Annotated in this window: 19 protein-coding genes; 10 read left to right on the top strand and 9 right to left on the bottom strand. The window is 71.9% G+C overall.

All coding sequences use genetic code 11. From position 1 onward, the window contains the following. The first annotated feature begins 33 nt into the window (after positions 1–33). The 5 genes from ACIB24_RS01265 to ACIB24_RS01245 are packed head-to-tail and all read left to right on the top strand — an operon-like array spanning position 34 to position 4628. Positions 34–1263, top strand: a complete 1230-nt coding sequence (locus ACIB24_RS01265; RefSeq protein ID WP_398274001.1) for an acyl-CoA dehydrogenase family protein — start codon at positions 34–36, stop codon at positions 1261–1263. Next, positions 1260–2111: an SDR family oxidoreductase gene (locus ACIB24_RS01260; protein WP_398273999.1), complete on the top strand. Its 852-nt coding sequence runs from the start codon at positions 1260–1262 to the stop codon at positions 2109–2111. Before ACIB24_RS01265 ends, ACIB24_RS01260 begins: the two co-directional genes overlap by 4 nt. Further along, the gene (locus tag ACIB24_RS01255; RefSeq protein WP_398273995.1) at positions 2108–2878 is read left to right on the top strand and encodes an SDR family oxidoreductase; all 771 of its coding nucleotides are present in this window, start codon (positions 2108–2110) and stop codon (positions 2876–2878) included. Before ACIB24_RS01260 ends, ACIB24_RS01255 begins: the two co-directional genes overlap by 4 nt. Before the next feature lie 11 nt (positions 2879–2889). Further along, positions 2890–3963: a phosphotransferase family protein gene (locus tag ACIB24_RS01250; RefSeq protein WP_398273992.1), complete on the top strand. Its 1074-nt coding sequence runs from the start codon at positions 2890–2892 to the stop codon at positions 3961–3963. Next, positions 3963–4628 carry a histidine phosphatase family protein gene (locus ACIB24_RS01245; RefSeq protein ID WP_398273989.1) on the top strand — a complete coding sequence of 222 codons (666 nt, stop codon included), beginning with the start codon at positions 3963–3965 and terminating at the stop codon, positions 4626–4628. Before ACIB24_RS01250 ends, ACIB24_RS01245 begins: the two co-directional genes overlap by 1 nt. A 7-nt stretch (positions 4629–4635) precedes the next feature. On the opposite strand, the gene ACIB24_RS01240 is transcribed toward ACIB24_RS01245, so the two are convergent. From ACIB24_RS01240 to ACIB24_RS01220, 5 genes are read right to left on the bottom strand one after another with little or no spacing between them, the layout of a single operon-like run. Next, complete coding sequence (locus ACIB24_RS01240; protein ID WP_398273986.1) at positions 4636–4974, bottom strand: type II toxin-antitoxin system PemK/MazF family toxin; 339 nt, start codon at positions 4972–4974, stop codon at positions 4636–4638. Next, positions 4967–5182 (bottom strand): hypothetical protein, encoded by a 216-nt coding sequence (locus ACIB24_RS01235; protein ID WP_398273984.1) that lies wholly within the window; start codon positions 5180–5182, stop codon positions 4967–4969. Before ACIB24_RS01235 ends, ACIB24_RS01240 begins: the two co-directional genes overlap by 8 nt. Positions 5183–5221: 39 nt before the next feature. Continuing rightward, the gene (locus tag ACIB24_RS01230; protein WP_398273982.1) at positions 5222–6244 is read right to left on the bottom strand and encodes a hypothetical protein; all 1023 of its coding nucleotides are present in this window, start codon (positions 6242–6244) and stop codon (positions 5222–5224) included. Continuing rightward, the gene (locus ACIB24_RS01225; RefSeq protein ID WP_398273979.1) at positions 6241–6729 is read right to left on the bottom strand and encodes a sigma-70 family RNA polymerase sigma factor; all 489 of its coding nucleotides are present in this window, start codon (positions 6727–6729) and stop codon (positions 6241–6243) included. The genes ACIB24_RS01230 and ACIB24_RS01225 overlap by 4 nt, the downstream gene beginning before the upstream one ends. Before the next feature lie 31 nt (positions 6730–6760). Continuing rightward, entirely contained in the window at positions 6761–7729 is a 969-nt protein-coding gene (locus ACIB24_RS01220) for an NADPH:quinone oxidoreductase family protein (protein WP_398273976.1), read from the bottom strand. Positions 7730–7816: 87 nt separating this feature from the next. Between ACIB24_RS01220 and ACIB24_RS01215 the strand changes: the two genes are divergently transcribed. After that, positions 7817–9292 carry a glycerophosphodiester phosphodiesterase gene (locus ACIB24_RS01215; protein WP_398273973.1) on the top strand — a complete coding sequence of 492 codons (1476 nt, stop codon included), beginning with the start codon at positions 7817–7819 and terminating at the stop codon, positions 9290–9292. Here ACIB24_RS01215 and ACIB24_RS01210 read toward each other — a convergent pair. Next, positions 9282–11234: a hypothetical protein gene (locus ACIB24_RS01210; protein WP_398273970.1), complete on the bottom strand. Its 1953-nt coding sequence runs from the start codon at positions 11232–11234 to the stop codon at positions 9282–9284. The genes ACIB24_RS01215 and ACIB24_RS01210 overlap by 11 nt on opposite strands. 270 nt (positions 11235–11504) lie before the next feature. On the opposite strand from ACIB24_RS01210, the gene ACIB24_RS01205 reads away from it, so the two are divergent. From ACIB24_RS01205 to ACIB24_RS01190, 4 genes are all read left to right on the top strand, one after another. After that, positions 11505–12602, top strand: a complete 1098-nt coding sequence (locus tag ACIB24_RS01205; protein ID WP_398273968.1) for a mechanosensitive ion channel family protein — start codon at positions 11505–11507, stop codon at positions 12600–12602. Between the two features lie 238 nt (positions 12603–12840). Further along, entirely contained in the window at positions 12841–15891 is a 3051-nt protein-coding gene (locus ACIB24_RS01200; protein ID WP_398273965.1) for a BTAD domain-containing putative transcriptional regulator, read from the top strand. Positions 15892–16091: 200 nt separating this feature from the next. Then, on the top strand, positions 16092–16349 hold the full coding sequence (locus ACIB24_RS01195) for a hypothetical protein (protein WP_398273962.1): 258 nt from the start codon (positions 16092–16094) through the stop codon (positions 16347–16349). A 60-nt stretch (positions 16350–16409) separates the two neighbouring features. Continuing rightward, entirely contained in the window at positions 16410–16655 is a 246-nt protein-coding gene (locus ACIB24_RS01190; protein WP_398273959.1) for a DUF6191 domain-containing protein, read from the top strand. Here the strand turns inward: ACIB24_RS01190 and ACIB24_RS01185 are convergent. Genes ACIB24_RS01185 through ACIB24_RS01175 form a run of 3 tightly spaced genes read right to left on the bottom strand, consistent with a single transcriptional unit; the run spans position 16635 to position 19579 of the window. Next, a complete protein-coding gene (locus ACIB24_RS01185) occupies positions 16635–17492 on the bottom strand; it encodes an alpha/beta fold hydrolase (RefSeq protein ID WP_398273956.1) in 858 nt (285 codons plus the stop codon). The two genes, ACIB24_RS01190 and ACIB24_RS01185, sit on opposite strands and share 21 nt — an antisense overlap. Beyond that, positions 17489–18067, bottom strand: a complete 579-nt coding sequence (locus ACIB24_RS01180; protein WP_398273953.1) for a PadR family transcriptional regulator — start codon at positions 18065–18067, stop codon at positions 17489–17491. The genes ACIB24_RS01185 and ACIB24_RS01180 overlap by 4 nt, the downstream gene beginning before the upstream one ends. A gap of 57 nt (positions 18068–18124) precedes the next feature. Further along, positions 18125–19579, bottom strand: a complete 1455-nt coding sequence (locus ACIB24_RS01175; RefSeq protein ID WP_398273950.1) for an ATP-binding protein — start codon at positions 19577–19579, stop codon at positions 18125–18127. Positions 19580–19592: the final 13 nt, after the last annotated feature.

The following is a 19592-nucleotide window of genomic DNA, read 5'->3' as shown; positions in this document are numbered from 1 at the left end:
GAGCAATGCTCGACAGCGCGGTACGTTCACCCCATGGACTTCGCACCGACTGCGCGAGGACGCGAGTACGGCGAGCGGCTGGCCACGTTCATGGCCGAGCGGATCGAGCCGATCGAGCGTGAGTACCACCGTGAGCTGCGCTCGCTGGCCGACCCGTGGGTGGTCCTGCCGGTGATCGAGAAGTTGAAGGCCGAGGCCCGTTCCGAGGGTCTCTGGAACCTGTTCCTGCCCGAGGGCGGGCAGGAGTACGGCGACGTCCCGGGGCTGTCGAACAGCGAGTACGCGCCACTGGCCGAGCAGATGGGCCGCTCGTTCATCGCCCCCGAGATCTTCAACTGCAACGCCCCCGACACCGGCAACGCCGAGGTGCTGGTCAAGTACGGCAGCCCGCAGCAGCAGGAGCAGTGGCTGAAACCGTTGCTGCGCGGGGAGATCCGCTCGGCGTTCTGCATGACCGAACCCGACGTGGCCTCCTCCGACGCCACCAACATGGAGGCCACCGCCACGGTCGAGGGCGACGAGATCGTCGTCAACGGGCGCAAGTGGTGGACCACCGGGATCGGTCACCCAAACTGCCGTTTCATCATCTTCATGGGTCTGACCGACCCGACCGCGCACCGCTATGCGCAGCACTCGATGGTCCTCGTGCCCAAGGACCACCCCGGCGTGAAGGTCGAGCGGCTGCTGCCGGTCTTCGGCTTCCACGACGAGCCGTACGGGCACGGCGAGGTCTCCTTCACCGACGTCCGGCTGCCGCTCTCGGCCGTGATCGCCGGTCCCGGGCGGGGGTTCGAGATCGGCCAGGGCCGGCTCGGGCCGGGCCGCATCCACCACTGCATGCGGCTGATCGGCCTGGCCGAGACGGCCTACGACCTGGCCGCCCGGCGCTCGGTGCAGCGCACGGCCTTCGGTAAGCCCCTGGCCAACCTGGGCGGCAACCGCGAACGGCTCGCCAAAGCGCGGATCGCGATCAATCAGGCCAGACTGTTGGTCCTGCACGCGGCCTGGCTGCTCGACACCGAGGGCCTGCAGGGTGCACTGAGCGCCGTCTCGCAGATCAAGGCGGCCGTCCCGGCGATGGCGCAGGAGGTGGTCGACATGGCGATGCAGCTGCACGGTGGCGCCGGCATGAGCGACGACTTCCCGCTCGCCGCGGCCTTCGCCAACGCCCGTTCGCTGCGCCTGGCGGACGGCCCCGACGAGGTGCACCTCGGCGTGGTCGCCCGGCTGGAGCTGCGCAAGTACCTGGAGGAAAACCGATGACCGAGGAAATTCCCGCACAGACCACCGGGCGACGGGTGCTCGTCACCGGAGGGGCCTCCGGCCTGGGCAAGGCCATGGTCACGCGGTTCGCCTCCGAGGGTTGGCGGGTGCTGGCCACCGACATCGACGACGCCGCGATGAGCGCGCTGGAGCAGGAACTCGGCCGGTCCGGCTCGGTCACCGTGCGCCGCCTCGACGTGCGTGACGACAGCGACTGGCTGCGGGCCCGGCAGTGGTGCGAGGACACCTGGGGCGGTCTCGACCTGCTGGTCAACAACGCCGGGGTCGCTGCCGGTGGCCGGATGGAGACGACGTCCCTGGACGACTGGGACTGGATCCTCGAGCTGAACCTGAAGAGCGTCGTGCGCGGCTGCCGCACGTTCATCCCGCTCTTCAAGGCCCAGGGGTCCGGGTACATCGTGAACACCGCGTCGCTGGCGGGCATCGCCCAGCTGCCGGCCATGGCCTCGTACAACACCACCAAGGCCGCCGTGATCGCGCTGTCGCAGACCCTGCGCTACGAGCTGAAGCCCTACGGCATCGGGGTTTCCGTGCTCTGCCCGGCCTTCGTGAAGACGAACCTGGGGGCGAGCATGCGCAGTGCCGACCCGGCCGCCATCGCCACGGCCAACAAGCTGATCGACAACTCGAAGGTGACCCCGGCGCAGATCGCCGACAAGGTGTTCGCCGCAGTGCAGGCCGAGCGGTTCCTCATCCTCACCGAGCGCGACGGTCGCGTCCTCAGTCTCGTGAAGCGTGTCTCGCCGTCGCTGGTCGAGAAGGTCGTCGTGCGGCAGTGGAGCAAGACCCGGCGGAAGTTCGACACCCCGGTCAAGGAGAAGGTGTGAGCGCACGGCCCACCCGTCGCAACATCCTGATCACCGGGGCCAGCTCGGGCCTCGGTGAGCAGATGGCTCGCGAGTTCGCACGCCGGGGGCGCAATCTCGCCCTCTGTGCGCGCCGCACGGACCGGCTGGAGAAGCTGCGGGCCGAGCTGCTGGAGCGCAACCCGCGGATCACGGTCTCGCTGAAGGCGCTGGACGTGACCGACACCGACGCCGTGTTCGAGGTCTTCCGGTCCTTCGCCGTGGAGTTCGAGGAGCACGGCGGTCTGGACCGGGTGATCGTGAACGCCGGCCTCGGCAAGGGCCAGCCACTCGGCTCCGGCCGCTTCGACGCCAACCTGCAGACCGCGCAGACCAACTTCATCGGGGCCCTCGCCCAGTTCGAGGCCGCGCTGGAGACCTTCCGGGCCCGCGGTTCCGGCCACCTGGTGGCCATCTCGTCGATGAGCGCGATGCGGGGCATGCCGCGCAACCTCACCACGTACGCGGCCACGAAGGCCGGGGTCGCCACCCTGGCCGAGGGGGCGCGCGCCGACCTGCTCGGTACCGACATCGTGGTGAGCACCATCTACCCGGGCTACATCCGCTCGGAGATGAACGAGAAGGTCAAGAACACGCCGCTGATCGTCAGCACCGAGAAGGGCGTCGCGGCGATGGTCGCGGCGATCGAGAAGGAGAAGGCGAGTGCCAAGGTGCCGGCCTGGCCGTGGGTGCCGATGGGCCTGCTGATGCGGGTCCTGCCGCTGCCCGTGGTCGCCCGGATGGCCTGAGACCACCCGCGATGAGCGAGGTTCCGACCAACGCGAAGGCGGTCCGCGAGGACGACGCGTTCGACGTCGAGGCGGTCCACACCTGGTTGACCCGGCAGGTGCCGGACCTGGCGGACTTCGCCGTGCCGCCGACCGTCCGGCAGTTCGTGGGTGGCGCCTCGAACCTGACGTACCTGCTGAGCTACCCCGGCCGGGACCTGATCCTGCGCCGTCCGCCGGCCGGCACCAAGGCCGGGTCGGCGCACGACATGGCCCGTGAGTTCCGGGTCCAGCAACAGGTGGCCGGCCAGTTCCCGCTCGTGCCCCACGTGGTCGCGTTGTGCCAGGACGAGTCGGTGCTGGGCGCCGACTTCTACGTGATGGACCGCATCGCCGGGACCATTTTGCGGGCGAACCTGACCGGTTCCCAACACCTCTCGCCGGACCAGGCGCGGGCCCTGTGCGAGGCGATGATCGACGTCCTGGTTCGGTTGCACTCCGTGGACGTCGAGGCCGCCGGGCTCGCCGCGCTCGGCAAGGGACCGGGCTACGTGAAGCGCCAGGTCACGGGCTGGAGCGAGCGCTACCGCGCGGCCCGCACCTGGAACGTGCCCCGGGGCGAGAAGGTCATGCGCTGGCTGGCCGAGCGGATGCCCGAGGACGTCGGGTACTGCCTGATCCACAACGACTTCCGGCTCGACAACCTGGTCCTGGACGACGCCGACCTGACCCGGCCCGTCGGCGTCCTGGACTGGGAGATGGCCACTCTGGGCGACCCGCTGATGGATCTCGGCGGCTCCCTCGCCTACTGGGTGGAGGCCGGTGACGGCGCCCTCATGCGGCGCATCCGCCGCCAGCCGTCGAACCTGCCCGGCATGCTCACCCGGCGCCAGATGCTCGAGGCCTACGCGAGCCGGACCGGCCTCCAGGCATCGGATTTCACGTTCTACGAAGTGTTCGGGCTGTTCCGGCTCGCGGTGATCATCCAACAGATCTACTACCGCTACCACCACAAGCAGTCGACCAACCCGGCCTTCCGGAACTATTGGTTGATGTGCGGCTACCTGATCCGCCGGTGCCACAAGATCATGCGTGAGGCGGGCTGATGCCGGCGCTGTTGCTGGTCCGGCACGGGCAGGCGTCGTTCGGGTCGGCCAACTACGACGTCCTGAGCGAGAACGGGCACCGCCAGGCCGCTCTCGTGGGCGCGGCGTTGCGCGACCGGGTGAACCCGGAGGTGGTCGTGGCCGGCAGCCTGCAACGGCAGCAGAAGACCGCCGCCGAGTTGGTGTCGGCGGCCGGTTTCGAGGTGCGTTCCGTCCGGCACGGCGGGTGGGACGAGTACGACCACGCCGAGCTCCTGCGCGGGGCGGCGGGCCGGTTCGGGGCCCTGAAGACCGGCGTGGCGGCCGCGATGGGCAACAGCGCGGGCGTTCAGGCCGCCCTCGACGCCGCCCTGCGGGCCTGGTCCACCTCCGACGAGCGGTGGTCGAAGGGTCTGTCCTTCAAGGAGTTCCAGCAGGGCGCCCTTGACGCCCTCGACGAGGCGCTGGCCGGCGACCCGGCGCTCGTAGTGACCTCGGGCGGGGTGATCGCCGCCATCGCCGCGCACCTGCTCGGCGCCGGCCCCGAGACCTTTGTGGCCCTGAACCGGGTCAGCGTGAACACGGGCATCACGACGGTCGTGCGCGGGCGGTCCGGCACCAGCCTGTTGACCTTCAACGAGCACGCGCACCTGGCCGGGCACCCCGACCTGCTCACCTACCGCTGAGCGGTTCTCACAACTCGAAGAGGAAGCGCAGGATCCGCGCGGTCGAGCGGAGGTCGTCGGCTGTCACGCGCCCTCGGCGACCGACGAGCCTTGCCGTGGAAATGGTCCGTACGTGTTCCACCTGGACGTAGCTGGTCTCGTCCAGTCCGGACACTCCAGGGTGCAGTGGCACCCGCGTCGGATAGCTCTTACGGGTTCGGGTGATCGGACAGACACTCACGAGCTCGTGCGAATTGAACCGGTCGGCGCTGACGACAAGGGCCGGTCTGACGAAGGCGGCCTCATGGCCGACGGGATAGCCCAAGTCGACGTCCCAGACCTCGCCTCGCAGCGGTGACTCAGTCATTCAGGTCGGAGGCCGTCGCTTCCCAGCCCGGCTCGATCGTCGGCGGTCCGTCCTCGGCGACGGCAGCGTCGTAGGCGTCCCAGAACATCGCCCGATCGAGTTCGTCGAGAGCGGAGAGAATCACCTTCTCGGCACTCTGGTTCCGCTGAGCGCCGATGGCCTTGATCCGGTCACGGGTCTCGGTGCTGACCTTGATCGTCGTGTCCACACGACGAGTATACGAGAAAGTATTCCATTCGGTATACCTCTATTGGAGGCGCGAGTCATCGGGGGTGACCTTGATCGTCGAGCGGGCGATTGCCAGAGCCTGAGCCTTGGTGATCCTCCCGGTGAGCTGCCCCACGACGCCGTCGGCAACCTTCCAGACCAGGGTCGTCCGGCCATCGTCCGAGCTGAGCCAACCAGGTCGGCCATCGATCTCGACGCCCCTTCCCGCGGGCCCCATGGGTCGATCGCCATATTGCTCGAAGGTCAACTGCAGGCGTGACTCCTCGCCGGTGCCACCGAACTCCATGAACGTCCACGGAAAGCTCGTCGACCAGGCCGGACCGCCGAGCCTCGGTGCCGGTGTCATCCCGCCAGGGCGTTGGCCGCCGTCGATCCGCTCCGCGCTGAGTCGTACGGCCCCGGCCGAGGTCACGAGCTCGGTCGCGCTCATGTTTCTGCCCTCGGCCATCCATCGCGTGCCATCGGGTCTTACCCAGAACAGCCGACCGAACCGGGACGACTCGTCATAGTGAAGGGTGCCCGGCGAGCCCTCTACCTCGACGTGCGAGACACCTGTACCCCCGGCGAACTCCGGACTGTCGGCCCGTCCGTAGTAGTCGGGTCGGTCAGGACCCTGGATGCTCAACGTCTTGTCGACGACCTTCTTCCGGGTCGTGTACCAGACAGCTTCGAGCCCTACGCCGCAGTTCGGCCGGTCCCGGCGGAACAGGATCGCCCCCGTGCGTGGCCCGGTCAGCGACTCGTCGGGCACGTACAGGACATCCGGGATCTGGGCCGGAGACGGGTTGTCACCGGTTCCGGCGGTGCAGTCGGGTTCGGCGCCGCGGGCTGGGTCCACGACCTGTACGCCCGTGTCCCCTCCACTCAGCATTGGGACGGCAACTCCGGTCGCGATGCAGACAGCCAGTACGCCGAACCCGGTCGAGGCCGTGCGCCGACGCCGGCGGAGAAGCCTGGCCCGTGCCGAGATCTCGGGCAGCGGGCGCGGCCCGCGCAGGGTGGAGTATTCAGCCAGCTCGTGCAGCAGGGCCTCGTCGATCATGACGACTCCTCCATGGTCAGCAGTTCGGCCAGCCGGGCACGTGCCTTGTGCAGGGTCGCGGCCACGGTGCCGCGGGTGATGCCCATGGCGGCGGCGATCTCGGCCTCGGACAGATCGGCGACGTAGCGCAGGGCGATCGCCGTGCGGGCACGCGGCGCGAGTTGCGTCACGGCCCGCCACAACTCGGACGACGGCTCGGTGGGAGCGGGCACGGTGCCCAGGCGCTGTCGGGCCAGCCAGCGTGCCTCGGTCCGCGACCTGCGCCACCGCGAGCGCACCTCGTTCAGGGCCACCCGGTACACCCAGGCGTCGGGCCGGTCGGCCTTCCGGACCGACCGCCAGTGCACCAGGGCCCGCGCGAACGCCTCGGCGGTCGCCTCCTCGGCCAGGTCGGCATCACCGATCGCCAGGGACACCGCCCGGTGCACCCGGCCGTAGCTCGAGGCGTACCAGTCCTCGAAGACCCGGCCCCCGTCGTCCACCATGCCCTTCAGACGCGCAGCACGGCGCGCTGCTTTACTCCAGCGTCAGGACGATCTTGCCGGTCGCCCGGCGCTCGTCGATGTCGCGCAGCGCCGACGTCAGGTCGGACAACGGGTAGGTGGCACCCACCGGCGGCACGAGCGCCCCGGAGGCGATGTGCGGCAGCAGGAAGTCCCACTGCTCCCGGGCCAGCGACAACCGCGGCAGCGTGAACGCGCCCCAGCCGACCCCGACCACTGAGGTGTTGTTCAGCAGCAGCCGGTTCACCTTGACGGTCGGGATCTCCCCACCGGTGAACCCGATCACCAGCAGCTGCCCCTCCGGCCCCAGGGCGCGCAGGGAGTCGGTGAACCGGTCGCCGCCCACCGGGTCGACGACGACGTCCACGCCGGCGCCGCCGGTCAAGTCCTTCACGGCGGCCAGGAAGTTGTCGGCCAGCACCACGTGCCGGGCGCCCGCCTTCTGCGCGACGTCGCCCTTCTCCAGGGTCGACACCACGGCGATGACCTGCGCGCCGAGCGCCGTGGCCAGCTGGATCGCCGCCGTCCCGATGCCGCCCGCGGCCCCGTGCACCAGCACGGTCTGCCCCGCGGCGAGCCGGGCCCGCCGGACCAGGGCGAACTGCACGGTCAGGTAGTTCAGCGGCAGGGCCGCGCCCTCGGCGAACGACACCTGGTCGGGCAGCGGGAAGACCAGCTCCGGCACGCACGCGACCCGCTCGGCGAACCCGCCGAACATCGGGAACGCCGCGACCCGCTGCCCCGGTGAGAACTGCGACCCGGCCGGGGCGGAGACGACGACCCCCGCCACCTCGGCCCCAGGCACGAACGGCAGCGGCGGCTTGTACTGGTACTCGCCGCGGGTGAGCAGGACGTCGGGGAAGGCCACCCCGGCCGCTCGCACCTCGATCAGCACCTGCGCCGGCTCCGGGACGACGTCGTCCACCTCGCCGATCTCGATGGCCTCGGGTCCGTCCAGGGTGGTGATCCGGGCTGCGCGCATGACGGGCATCCTGCCACGTACGGCATCCTCGGTTACCCTGCGGCACATGTCCGGCCGAGCACCGTCCCAGCGTGGGGAGCCGGGTCGATGACTGCTACGGCATGGGGCGACCCGGCGGTCGCGCAGGCGCTGCGTGAGGTCGTGCACGCGGACGACGGGCCGCCCCGGTTGGGTGCCGAAGGGCTGCGCGAGGCGCTCGCGGAGCAGCTCGGCGACGCGGCACCGGAGCACGAGGACGCCGTGTCCGCGCTGGTCGCGGCCGCCGAGGCGGGCATCCCCCAGGGGGTGCTGGACGACGTCCCGGCCATCGATCTCGGCGACCGCCTCGACGAGGCGGGCCTGGAACCGCGGGCCGCCGGCTGGGCGCTGGCCACCTGGGGGCACGTCCTGCAGACGGCCCCGGCCCGGATCACGCCGCAGCTGGAGGCCCGTCCCGACCCGGTGGTCCAGGCCGAGGAGACCACGCCGTTGCCACGGGTCGAGGCCGAGATCCTGACGGCGGCCGAGGCCCGGTCGAACCGCCCCGACTCCGGGCTCGAGGCCGAGCCGGAAGCCCGACCCGAGGCCCGGCCCGACGCCCGGCCCGACCCGGACCCGACCGGGCCGCGCGGCATCCGGGCGTTCACCCCGCAGCGCCGGCTGGCCGTCCCGGTCGGCGTGCTGGTCGCGGTGGCCGCCCTGCTCGCGATCGGCCTGGCCGGCGTGCTCGCGATGACGGTGGGGGGCGGGAACGACGTCGTCACCACCCACTCGCCCGGTGCCCGCCCCGGGGCCTCCCCCAGCGCCTCGACCGTCGTGGCGCCGGCCAGCCTGGCCACGCCGCTGGCCCATGCGGGCGGCCGTGAGCAGTTCCCGCTGCAGACCCAGGCGGCCATGCTCGACGCCGCCCGACGCGGGGACGTCGTCGAGGCGGACCTGCGTTGGACGCTCGACAACGTTCCGATCCTCTACGACGCGGCGTCGGTCTCGGGCCGGATGGTCTGCGCTCAGCAGTACGCCGTCGCCCTCACCAGCTGGCGGACCCTGAAGTCCTGCCAGACCCCGAAGGGCGAGTCGAAGGACGGAAAGCGCTACGGCATACCCGCCTTCGACGACACCGTGAAGAAGCTGGCCGCGATACCGGGCGTCGAGCTGTACATCGAGCTCAAGGTCGACCAGACCCCCGCGCAGTTGTCGACGTTCCTCGGCGTGCTGCGCCGCACCGGGATGACCGGGCGCACCGTCGTGACCTCGTTCCAGCCCGACCGGTTGGCCGCCGTCCGCCGGGCCGCGAAGTCGAGCGGGGTCGACGGCCTGCGTTACCTGCAGTTCGTGCGTGACGCCGAGCTGACCGCGAAAGCCGCTGTGAAGGAGCACCTGTGGGGTGTCGGCGTCCGGCACAACCGGCTCACGGAGACGTACCTGGGCGACCTGCACAGCGCCGGTCTCAAGGTCGTGGTGTGGACGCTGAACAAGCCGGAACTGTGGGCCCAGGCGCGCGAGGCCGGCGTCGACGGCGTGCTGACCGACACTCCGGCCGCCTACCGCGCCTGGTACGCCCGGGCGGCCGGCGCTACTCCGTGATCCGCACGCCGGTGTCGTAGACCAGGGTCAGGTTGCCGCCGACACCGACCCGCAGCGCGTACGCGCCGGGGTCGAGCGCCGCTCCGGACAGGGGCGTGAACGTCAGAGTCAGACAACCGGAACCGGGCAACGACACCGGGTACTCGCCCGCGGTGTCGGCCCTCGCGACCAGCTTCGGCGAGGCGCCCGTGGTCCACAGTTCGGCGAGCACGTCGGTGTGCAGACCCGCCCCGGTGGCCACGTCGAGACCCCGCTTGCCGAACGAGTCGTACTCCAGCCCGAGCGACAGCCGGCCGTCCTGCTGGCGGCCGTTGGAGCAGCCCGGGGTGACGGCGCTGCCGGACTCGATGCCCGGCTCGACGTACCGGGCCCCGGTCACCTCGGCGCCCTTCGGGGTGGCCGCCGCGTAGGGACTGAGGTAGTCGGTGCCCGCCACCGCGGCATCGATCAGCGGTTGCGCCCAAGCGATCGGCCGCACCACGGCGGCCCCGGAGGCGGTGCTCAGCATCCCGACCAGCTGCCCGCCGGCCGAGGCCGGGCCGTCCGTCGTCGTGGCGGCCCCCTCTACGGCGAGGACACCCGTCCCGGAGCCGAGTCGCGGGTCGTTCAGGGCCCGGCCGAGCGTGACCTGGCTCGTGGAGCGGTGGCCCTCATCGTCGGCGCCCACCACCGTGACCCCCTCGCCGGCCGACGGGGCCGCCCCCAGGGTGGCGCTCGAGCCGCCCACCCCCTCCGCCTTGAGCACGGCCACGTTGAGGTAGCCGTCGGCGGCCACCACCTGCGCGGCGACCTGGCCGCCGCCCGGCAGCGTGACCGTCACGGACTTCGGCGCCGGTGGTAGGTCCTTCTCGAAAACGCCTGCCGTGACGCCCATCCCGATTGCGCGCGGAGCGGCGACCCACGCGCTGGTCAGGATCAGGCCCTTCCCGGCGTCCACCACGACCCCGCCGCCCGAACGGGGGTCGCCGGCCCCGCTCGCGGTGACGGTGACCGCGGCCTGGACGGGGTTCCCGCCGGTGCCACCGCCCAGCGTGAGGGCCGCGGCCACGGCGGCCAGCACGACCGCCAGCCCGGCGGCCGTCGAGCCCAGCAGGCCCGGGTTGCGCCAGCCCGGCCGCGCATCCTCGGCCTCCGGGGCCGGGGGCCGCAGCGGCTGGACGACGGGCGGCTGCAGCGACGGCACGAACGGGGGCCGAGGCTGCGGGTTGGGCATCGTCGGCGGGTCGGGCGGTGCCGTGGGCGGCACCAGCGGGGCGGAGGCCGTCGGCGGCGCGAAGCGGCCGGACGGGGCCGCTGCCGGCGGGTGGCCCGTCACGGTGGTGAAGGCCGCCGGGGGGTCCGCCGGGCGGGCCGGAGGACCGGCAAGAGGTTCAGGCCCGCCGGGGGTTTCGGGGCGGGCCGGGGGTTCGATGCGAGCCGGGGTTTCGGGGCGGACGACGGGGACGGGCGTCGTCTCGGGGGCCGCGACCGCGGGGCGCGCGATCGGACCTGTGGGTGGGCTGGTCCTCGCTCCCTCGTCGTCGGGGCCGGCCGGCTCGGCGGTATCGGCCGGCCCGGCGGTATCGGCCGGCTCGGGCGCATCGGCTTCGGGCTCGTCGGGCGCTTCGGCTCGAACCTCGACGGTCGCTTCGGCCTCGACGGCCGCTTCGGTGTCGTCGGGCGTTTCGGGGTCGGTCTCATCGGCGGATTCGATCTCGCCGGGCTCGCCCCCCTGCGGCTCCGTGACCGGCCCGTCGACCGGCCCGTCGTCTTCGCCGTCGCCGTCGGCGGCAACCTCGACGTCGTCGGTGAGCAGGGCTTCGGGGGCCGCTTCCTCGGGACGCTCGTCGTCGGTGAGCACGAGTTCGGGCTCGTCGGGTGCGTCCGGCCCGGAGCGCGCACGGCCGGTGAGCAGGGGAATGGGCCGCGTCTCCGCGTTCGCGGGCACGGGCCGGTCGCTCATCGCCACCCCTTCTGACAGCGAGCAGGCGCCGTCCACCCCCGTGGGCCGACGCCGGTGTGATGGTGGAGCGTAGTCGGTCCCGCGTCCTAGCCGTCGCTCCTGTCACCGATTCCGTGTCCCGAGAATCGGGCGCGAACGTCGCCCGGACGCAGCAGCGAGCCGATGATCGGGTGGCGGAGGGCGCGGTACGGCACCAGACTCGCTGCTTTCGCGCACCACGCATCGACGCGTCACGGTGTCACCCACCCGAGGTCCTTCCGGGAGGAATCCGTGCCCGACCTCTCGCCCGGCGACAGCGTCGCCGGCACCCTGTTCGTCACCTGCGGCTCCGGGCTGGCCGGGGCCGCCCTCGCCTGGTTGGTCGCCGTCGCCACCGCTCAGCTGGGACGCCGTCACCGGCTGGAGTTCCTCACCCTGGTCGACCGGTTCTGCCGCCGGGCCTGGATCTGCACCGTGTTCCTGCTGGCCGTTCTGATCGCCGCCCAGTCCGTACCGGTCGCGGGCGGCTGGTCGCGCCTGGCCGGCACGGCGGTGGTCGCCAGTACTGCCTGGCTGCTGGTTCGCGGGCTGCACGCCGGGGAAGCAGTGATCTTCGCGCGGCTGCGCGTCGACATGGAGGACAACCGCCGCCGGCGCCGGGCCCGTACCCAGGTCACGCTGCTGCGGCGCATCCTGGCCGCGACCGTCGTCCTCGTGGCGGTCTGTGCCGTGCTGATGTCGTTCCCCGGTCTGCGTACGTTCGGCACGAGCCTGCTGGCCTCGGCCGGACTGGCGGGCGTGGTGGCCGGGCTGGCCGCCCAGACGACGCTCGGCAACGTGTTCGCGGGACTGCAGCTGGCGTTCACGGACGCGGTGCGCATCGACGACGTGGTGGTCGTCGAGGGGGAGTGGGGGCGGGTCGAGGAGATCACGCTCACCTACGTCGTGCTGCACCTCTGGGACGAGCGGCGGCTGGTCCTGCCGACCGGCTACTTCACCACCACCCCGTTCCAGAACTGGACCCGCACCCAGTCCCGGATCCTCGGCGCCGTCGTCCTGCACCTCGATTACGCGACCCCGCTGACGGAGCTGCGGGAGTTCACCCGCTCCGTGATCGAGGCGTCGCCGCTGTGGGACGGCAAGGACTGGGTGCTGCAGGTCGTCGACACCACCGAGAGCACCATGGTGGTAAGGGTTCTCGCGTCCGCCTACGACGGGCCGAGCGCATGGGACCTGCGCTGCGACCTCCGGGAGGCACTGCTGGGCTGGTTGCAGGAGCATCACCCGCACGCCCTGCCCGTGCACCGGTTGCGTACGCAACCCGCGCAGCTCGTGCCGGGCGCGCAGCGCCGGCTGGACGACGTGAGCCGGGCTGGGGCGCGTTCCTGATCCCTCGCTCGGAGGCCCGCCACCGGTGGCCGTCACCCCGCTCCGCGGCGCGCGCCCCGTGGTCGCGCGCGGCGGGGATCGGGGTGCGACGGGAGGCGGACCTCCGAACGTCCCCTCGACGGAAACGATGCTCAGGGGCGCCGACAAAGCGCTTAACGCTCGCTGAACGCCCTGGTGAGGCGCACTTCTCGGCCCTTGCGGCACCTGTTGGTGATGAGCGGCGGTTACCGTCGGGAGCGTGGGTGGAGGGCCGGACGGGGTGCCGCGGGTGCGGGTCTCGCTCCTCGGGCCCACCGTGGTGACGCTCGGCGATGAACCCATCTCGCTCGGTGGTCCTCGTCAGCGCGCGGTGCTCACCCTGCTCGCCCTCCAGGTGGGGCATCCGGTCCAGCCCGGCCAGCTGATCGACACCCTGTGGAGGGCCGCCCCGCCGGCCACGGCGGCCAACACCGTGCAGGTGTACGTCTCCCGGTTGAAACGCGCCCTGACCCCGGGGGAGGCGCCCTCGCCGCTGCGGTCGGCCGAGGGTGCTTACCGGCTCGACCTCCCCGAGGACGCCGTCGACGTGCTGTGCTTCGAGGCGCTGGCGGCCCGCGGCCACGCCCAGTTGGCCTCGGGCGAGGTGCGGGCCGCCGCCGAGACGCTGCGCGCCGGTCTCGCGCTGTGGCGCGGCGAGCCGCTTCCCGACCTCGTCGGCCTCGCCGACGCGCGGATCGCCGGCCTGCTGTCGCTGCGTCAGGCGGCCCGGGCCGACCGGGTCGACGCCGAGCTGGCCCTGGGGCGGTTCACCACGCTCGTCCCCGAACTCGAGCAGCTGGTCGGCGAGTTCCCGTTCGACGAGCGGTTCGTCGTCCAGTTGATGTCGGCGCTGTACGGCGCGGGCCGGCAGGCCGACGCCCTCACGGCGTTCGTGGCCGCCCAGGCTCGGCTCCGCGATGAACTGGGCGTCGACCCCGGCCCGGCTCTGCGGGCGCACTACGAGCGAGTGCTGCGGCAGGAGCTCCCGCCGCCGGCCGGGACCCAGGTCGCGCTCGCCGTCCGGCCCGGTGGTGCGGCGCCGCCCGCCGATCGTTTCGTCGGTCGTGGTGCGGAGCTCGCGCACGTCGTGGCGCTGCTGCGCCGGGACGACGTGCGCCTGGTCAGCGTCCTGGGCGCCGGGGGAGCTGGGAAGACCCGGCTGATCAGGGAACTCGTCGACCGGATCACGCGGGACGGGTCGGCGACGACGGTCGCGGGGCCGGTTCCGCTCGTCACCCTGACCCGGGTCGAGGACGTGGTGCCCGAGGTGTGCCGGGTGATGGGCACCGAACCCGACTGGGTCGGTGAACCGGCGCTGGACGCCGCTGCTCGGGCGCTCGCAGGGTGTGACCTGCTGGTGCTGGACAACCTCGAGCAGATCGACCGGGTCGCCGTCGCGGTATCGCACCTGCTGGAACGGGTTCCGACATTGACGGTGCTGGTCACCAGCCGGCAGGCGATGGGGCTGCGGGGCGAGCGAATCGTGCACCTCGGGCCGCTGCCCGTCCCGTCGGAGGGCACGAGCGATCCCTCGGTCGCCCTGGAGAGCGATGCGGTACGCCTCTTCCGGGACCGCGCTCAACTCGTGCTGCCCGAATTCGACGTGCGGCCCGAGAACGCAACCGCCGTCAGTGAACTCTGCCGCCGGCTCGACGGGCTGCCCCTGGCCTTGGAACTGGCCGCGGCCCGGGTGCGGATGCTGCCGCCTGCCGACATCCTGGCCCGACTCGACCAGGTCCTGGCGCTGCTGGACACCGGCTCCCCGGGTATGGCCGAGCGGCACGGCAGCATGCGGGCCACCATCGAGTGGAGCGTGCGGATGCTCGACCCGATGGAGCTGCGGGTCTTCGAGGAGCTGTCCGTGTTCGCGGGCGGGTGGACCCTCGCGGCGGCCGAGACCATCTGTGCCAGAGAAGCTTCAGACCCGCCGGGGGCGGATGCCTCGGTGCTCGACGCGCTGCACCGGCTCCTCGAACGCAGCCTGCTGGTGGCCGACGGCTCGGGCCGGATGACGATGCTGGAGACCGTCCGGCAGTACGCCGCGACGCTGCTGGCCGTCACGCCCGAGCGCCTGCGCCGGACCCGCGAGCGGCACGCCCGGTTCTACACGGAGCTGGCGGAGGAGTTGGGCCCGACGGTCTTCGGTCTGCGGTTCAGGGACCCGACGCCCAACCGGTTGTTGACCGCCGACGCTGCGAACCTCGCTGCGGCGCTGGCCTTCTCCCGCGAGCAGGGACACCAGGAACTCCTCGGCCGGCTGGTGGCCGCCCTGGTGGACCACTGGTACACGACGGGCCGCGTCGGGGAGGCGGACCAGTGGGTGCAGGCGGCCCAGGAAGCGCAGCTCCCGGCGGCCACCCAGGGACGGCTCCTGATCGCGTTGGGTAACCTGCGCATCGCGGCCGGTGACGCGCGGGCCGCCTACGAGCTGTACGCCGGCGCGGGACAGGTCGTCGAGGGCGCGGATGACGACTACCTCCGTTTCCGGGCCCTCCGGTGCCGTGCCCAGGCGGCCCGGTTCTCCGGTGACCGAGAGGCCGGGCTCGCCCTGATGTTCGCGGCGCACGACGAGCTGCACGGGCTGGATCGCCCCGACGTCGAGCGTGCGAACCGGAATGAGTGCGGGGAGCTGCTCGACCTGGTCGGGCGCACCGACGAGGCCCTGCAGTTCTGGCGCGCCGTGCTGCCCGAGGCGGTCGCGGCCGGTGATGTCGAGAGCCACATGTACGCGCTGATCAACTGTGCGCGGGTCGCGCTCGAGCGGGGTGACGTCGACCAGGCCGCGGTTCAACTCGACGAGGCACTGGACGTCGCCCGGACGGTGGAGGGGGATCCGATCCTGATCGACGCGCTGGCCACCGTCGCGGCCGGCGACCTGGTGGCCGGCAGGCCGGCGGCGGCCGTGGGGCACCTCAGCGAGGCCATCCGGCTGGCGGTCGGTTGCGGGCTCCTCCTGGTCCTTCCGGAGTGTCTCGACCTGCTGGCCGCCACCCGCCTGGCGTTGGGTGACCCGGTCACCGCGGCGCGTCTGCGCGGCGCCGTCGCCACGTGGCGCGCCGACCGGAGCATCGCCGTGGAGCACCGGCTCCTGGAGCGTCTGGTCGCCGACGTCGAGGCCCGCCTCGCCGCCGCGGGTGCCGCGGGTGCCGCGCAGCAGCGGCTCGTGATCGAGCGAGCTCGGGGCGCGCGCACGCCGTTCGGGTCCGTACGCGGGCTGCGGGCCCTCGACCCCGCGCTCGCCGAAGCGCTTGACGGGGCGACGAGACCGTAGCCACGGCCTGCCTGTGAGGCTCGTCCATACGCGGAGGGACGAGCGGCGACTACCGTTGGCGGGTGGGCACGACACGGGAAACGGGCCCCTCATGGGGGTTTCGCTACTTGGGCCCCAGTCCGGCCGCCATCTACGCCACGTTGGCCTGTCGCTCACGTACGGGCAACTGATCACATTGCCCGGCAACGTGGGCCTGCTCGGTGCCGCGCACCTGGCCCGGGGGGGACGCCCTGACCTCCGCCCGGCTCCTCGGGGCCTCCGCGGCCTGGCGGGTCGAGCGGGGCATCGCCCTGGAGTACCGACTGACCGGGCGACTCATCTCGGATGCCGAGCGCGCGTTACCCGCCGGTGGACTGTCACCGGACCGGCTGGCTGCGGAACGTGCTCGGGGGGCCCGGACGCAGTTCGGGTCGATCCGCGGGATCTCGGCGCTCGACCCGGGAATCGCGGTGGGCTGACCCGCGACCGGAACGCGGGCCGCCGTCCGCGCGTTGGGCCTCGGTGACCGGGAGGCGACCATGGGCCTGTTGAGGTGGATGCGCGGAGGGCGGACCGAATCCGCCCTCGGCGGCGGCGCGTTCGGCGAGGCGTTCGAGGTCTTCCAGCCGACCCGCAAGCACACCGTCGAGCAGCAGGACCACCAGAAGGTGAAGGTGGCCCCCTCCGAGGACGGTGCCCCGCCGTTGCGCATCGACCTCGAATCGGGCCGGGCGGTGGTCAGACGGCCGCGGCCCGAACCGCCCTCAGGCGAAGAAGCCTCGTAGCGGTTCGACGACCAACTGCGGCTTCCCCCGGAGGTCGTCGTTGTACGTCACCTCGTGCGCGACGTCGGGCAGGGTGACGCGCTCCGCGTGCGGGAGGGTGCGCTCCAGGTCGTCGAGCGCGGCCCGCATGTAGGCGGGGCTGCGCTGGGCCCCCAGGAGCAGCGTCGGCTGAGGGAGCCCGGCGAGTTCGGCTGTGCGGCCGCTGGTCTCGGCGACGATGCGGAAGTCGTGGTGCAGCGTCGGGGCGAGTTCGGCCATCGGGACGTAGGGTCCGGGACCCTGCTTCGCGAGAGTACGCCGCTCCTGGCGCAGGCCGAGCTTCACCATCGGCACCAGCAGGCCCGTCGGCGCCTTGTTGAGGAACGACGGCCCGAGCTCGGCGCCCTGCATGCCGATGACCAGGGCCCGGGGCCGGTCCTCGGCGGCCAGGGCGGCGTCCAGCTTCTCCAGAAGGGCCGTCGGGTGGGCGCTTTCCCCGAACAGCGGCGGTTCGAAGATCGCCAGCCGCTCCACCTCCGGGGCCACGAGCGCGGTACGCAGCGCGACGATGGCTCCGATGCTGATGCCGAACACCCGGCGGGCGCCCGTCGCGGCCAGAACCGCGCGCAGGTCGGCGACGTCGTCCTCGACCGACCACTCGGCTCCGGCGGCCGGGCTCAGTCCCCGGCCGCGCCGGTCGAGGAGGTGGACGGTGAACCGGGACGCCAGCCCCTCGGCCAGCTGGGAGTGGTTGGCCCCGGTGGACATCGCGCCGTGCACGATGACGAGGCCCGGCCCCGAGCCGAGCGTGCGGTAGCCGAGGCGGACACCGTCCGGCGCCTGTGCGTACGTGGTCATGACGTGCCTCCCCAGTCGGCGGCCCAGCCGCCCTCGATCTGCCCCAGAAAGCGCTCCACGAAACCGATCTCGGCGTTCAGCAGAGTCTCCCGGTAGTCTTCCTCGACGAGGAACAACGGGTGCACGCCCGCGGCCAGCGCCGCCTCGCGGACCCCGCGGGCGTCGTCCCGCTGCCCCTCCAGCGCGGAGCGCCGCGCCCGTAGCAGCGGGACCACCTCGTCGGGGGTGAGGGCCCCGACCAGGGAGAGCGCGGCGACGAAGTGCGGGTACTCGTGCTCGGGTCGGCCCAGCAGGTCGCGCAGCCAGTCGCGCAGCTCATCGCCACCCGCGGGCGTCAGTGCGTAGAGCGTGCGTTCGGGCCGCGCGCCCGCACGGTTCGTCTCGACCGGCTCGATCAGCCCGGCCTTCTGCAACTGCCCGAAGACCATGTAGAGCGAGCCGTGGGTGAACTTGATCGACCGGGCGTCGCCGTTGTCCCGCAACGTCTTCGACAGCTCGTAGGGGTGCATCGGCCGCCGGGTCAGGTACGCCAGCACGGCGAGCCCCAGCAGATTGTTCACGGGCCGCTTGGCCACGCCGCACCTCCTCGAATAGTTAGGAACAACTATCCGAGGTCAATTAGTTGATGTCAACTATTCGGCGGGAGCCGGCTCTCGCTCGTCGCCCAGCGGGAGGCAGACGGTGAACGTGGTCTTCTCCGGCGTCGAGGCCACCCGGATGTCGCCCCGGTGCCGCTGGGTGACGATCCGGTAGGAGATGTCCAGGCCGAGCCCGGTGCCCTCGCCGACCGGTTTCGTGGTGAAGAACGGCTCGAAGATCTTCTTCTGGATATCCGGTGGGATCTGCGGGCCGGTGTTGCCGATCTCGACGCAGGCGTACTCACCGTCGGGGTAGGTGCGCAGCGACAGCGTGCCGTCGCCGTGCATGGCCTGGACGGCGTTGTCGATGATGTTCGTCCAGACCTGGTTCAGCTCCGCCGCGAAGATCGGCACCCGGGGCAGCGAGCGGTCGAAGTCCTTCTCCAGCGTGAGGCCCGACAGCTTCGTGCCCAGCATGGTCAGCGTGCTCTTCAGCCCGATGTGCAGGTCGGCGAGCTGGTTCTCGGCCCGGTCGAGCTGCGAGTACTGCTTGGCCGCCTCGACCAGCTGCGAGATGCGGGTCGTCGAGTCCTCGATCTCGCCCATCAGCTGCTCGCTCTCCAGCGAGTAGGCGATCCAGCGCAGGCCCGACTCCAGGTGCCTCTCCGGCACCTTCGACGCCACGTCGTCCAGCCACTCGGCGCCCAGGCTGCCGGCCGCGTAGACCGACGCCATCTGCCAGCCGTTGGTGATGCCGCGGTCGTCGAACCAGTCCGTGATCTCGTCCTCGAGGTCCGAGGCCTGCAGCGGCGTGAGATCCGGCGCCTTGGCGGCCTTCTCGATGGCCTCCTCCTGAAGGCCGGACAGGCACATCAACACCTCGGGGTCGAGCTTGCCCGACGCCAGCCCGGCCAGCTTGTGGCGCATCCCCGCCCACCGCTCGCGCAGCGTCGCGGTGGCGCGGACGGCCGCGGCGGCCGGGTTGTTCAGCTCGTGCGTGAGACCCGCCGTCAACCGGCCGAGCGCGGTCAGCCGCTGCCGCTGCCCGACCAGGGACTCGGAGTTGCGCAGCCCGAGGTAGAGGCCCTCCAGCAGGTGGATGGCCATCGGGAACCACTCGCGCAGCTTGTCGCCGATCTCCGGCGCGTCGAACACCAGGAAGTCGCACTCGGTGACCGCCGTCATCGAGCCGACGTAGGTCTCCTCGGTGGACGACGTCAGCCAGGCCCGCGTCGCCCCCGAGTACGACCCCCGGTAGTCGCTGCGGTTGAGCTCGACGTCGGTGCCGTCGACGTCCCGGTGCATGCTCAGCGTGCCCGCGAGCAGCACGAAGAAGCACGTGGCCGGCTCGCCCTCGCGGTACACCGGCGAGCCCGCGGCGTGCGTCTCCACCGTCCCGTGCTCGGCCAGCCAGTCCAGCTGCTCGGGGTTCAGTGCCTCGAACAGGAACAGCGTGCGCAGCTCGTCGGGGGTGAGCTTCCGTTCCGTCTGGTTCTCGATAACCGTCATCGCGTCATCACTT

Origin of the sequence: Spongisporangium articulatum, assembly GCF_044465595.1 — a bacterium.
Lineage (GTDB): Bacteria > Actinomycetota > Actinomycetes > Actinomycetales > Kineosporiaceae > Spongisporangium > Spongisporangium articulatum.
Note: the sequence above shows the minus strand (reverse complement) of the source record. Positions and strands in the feature narration are given on the sequence as shown.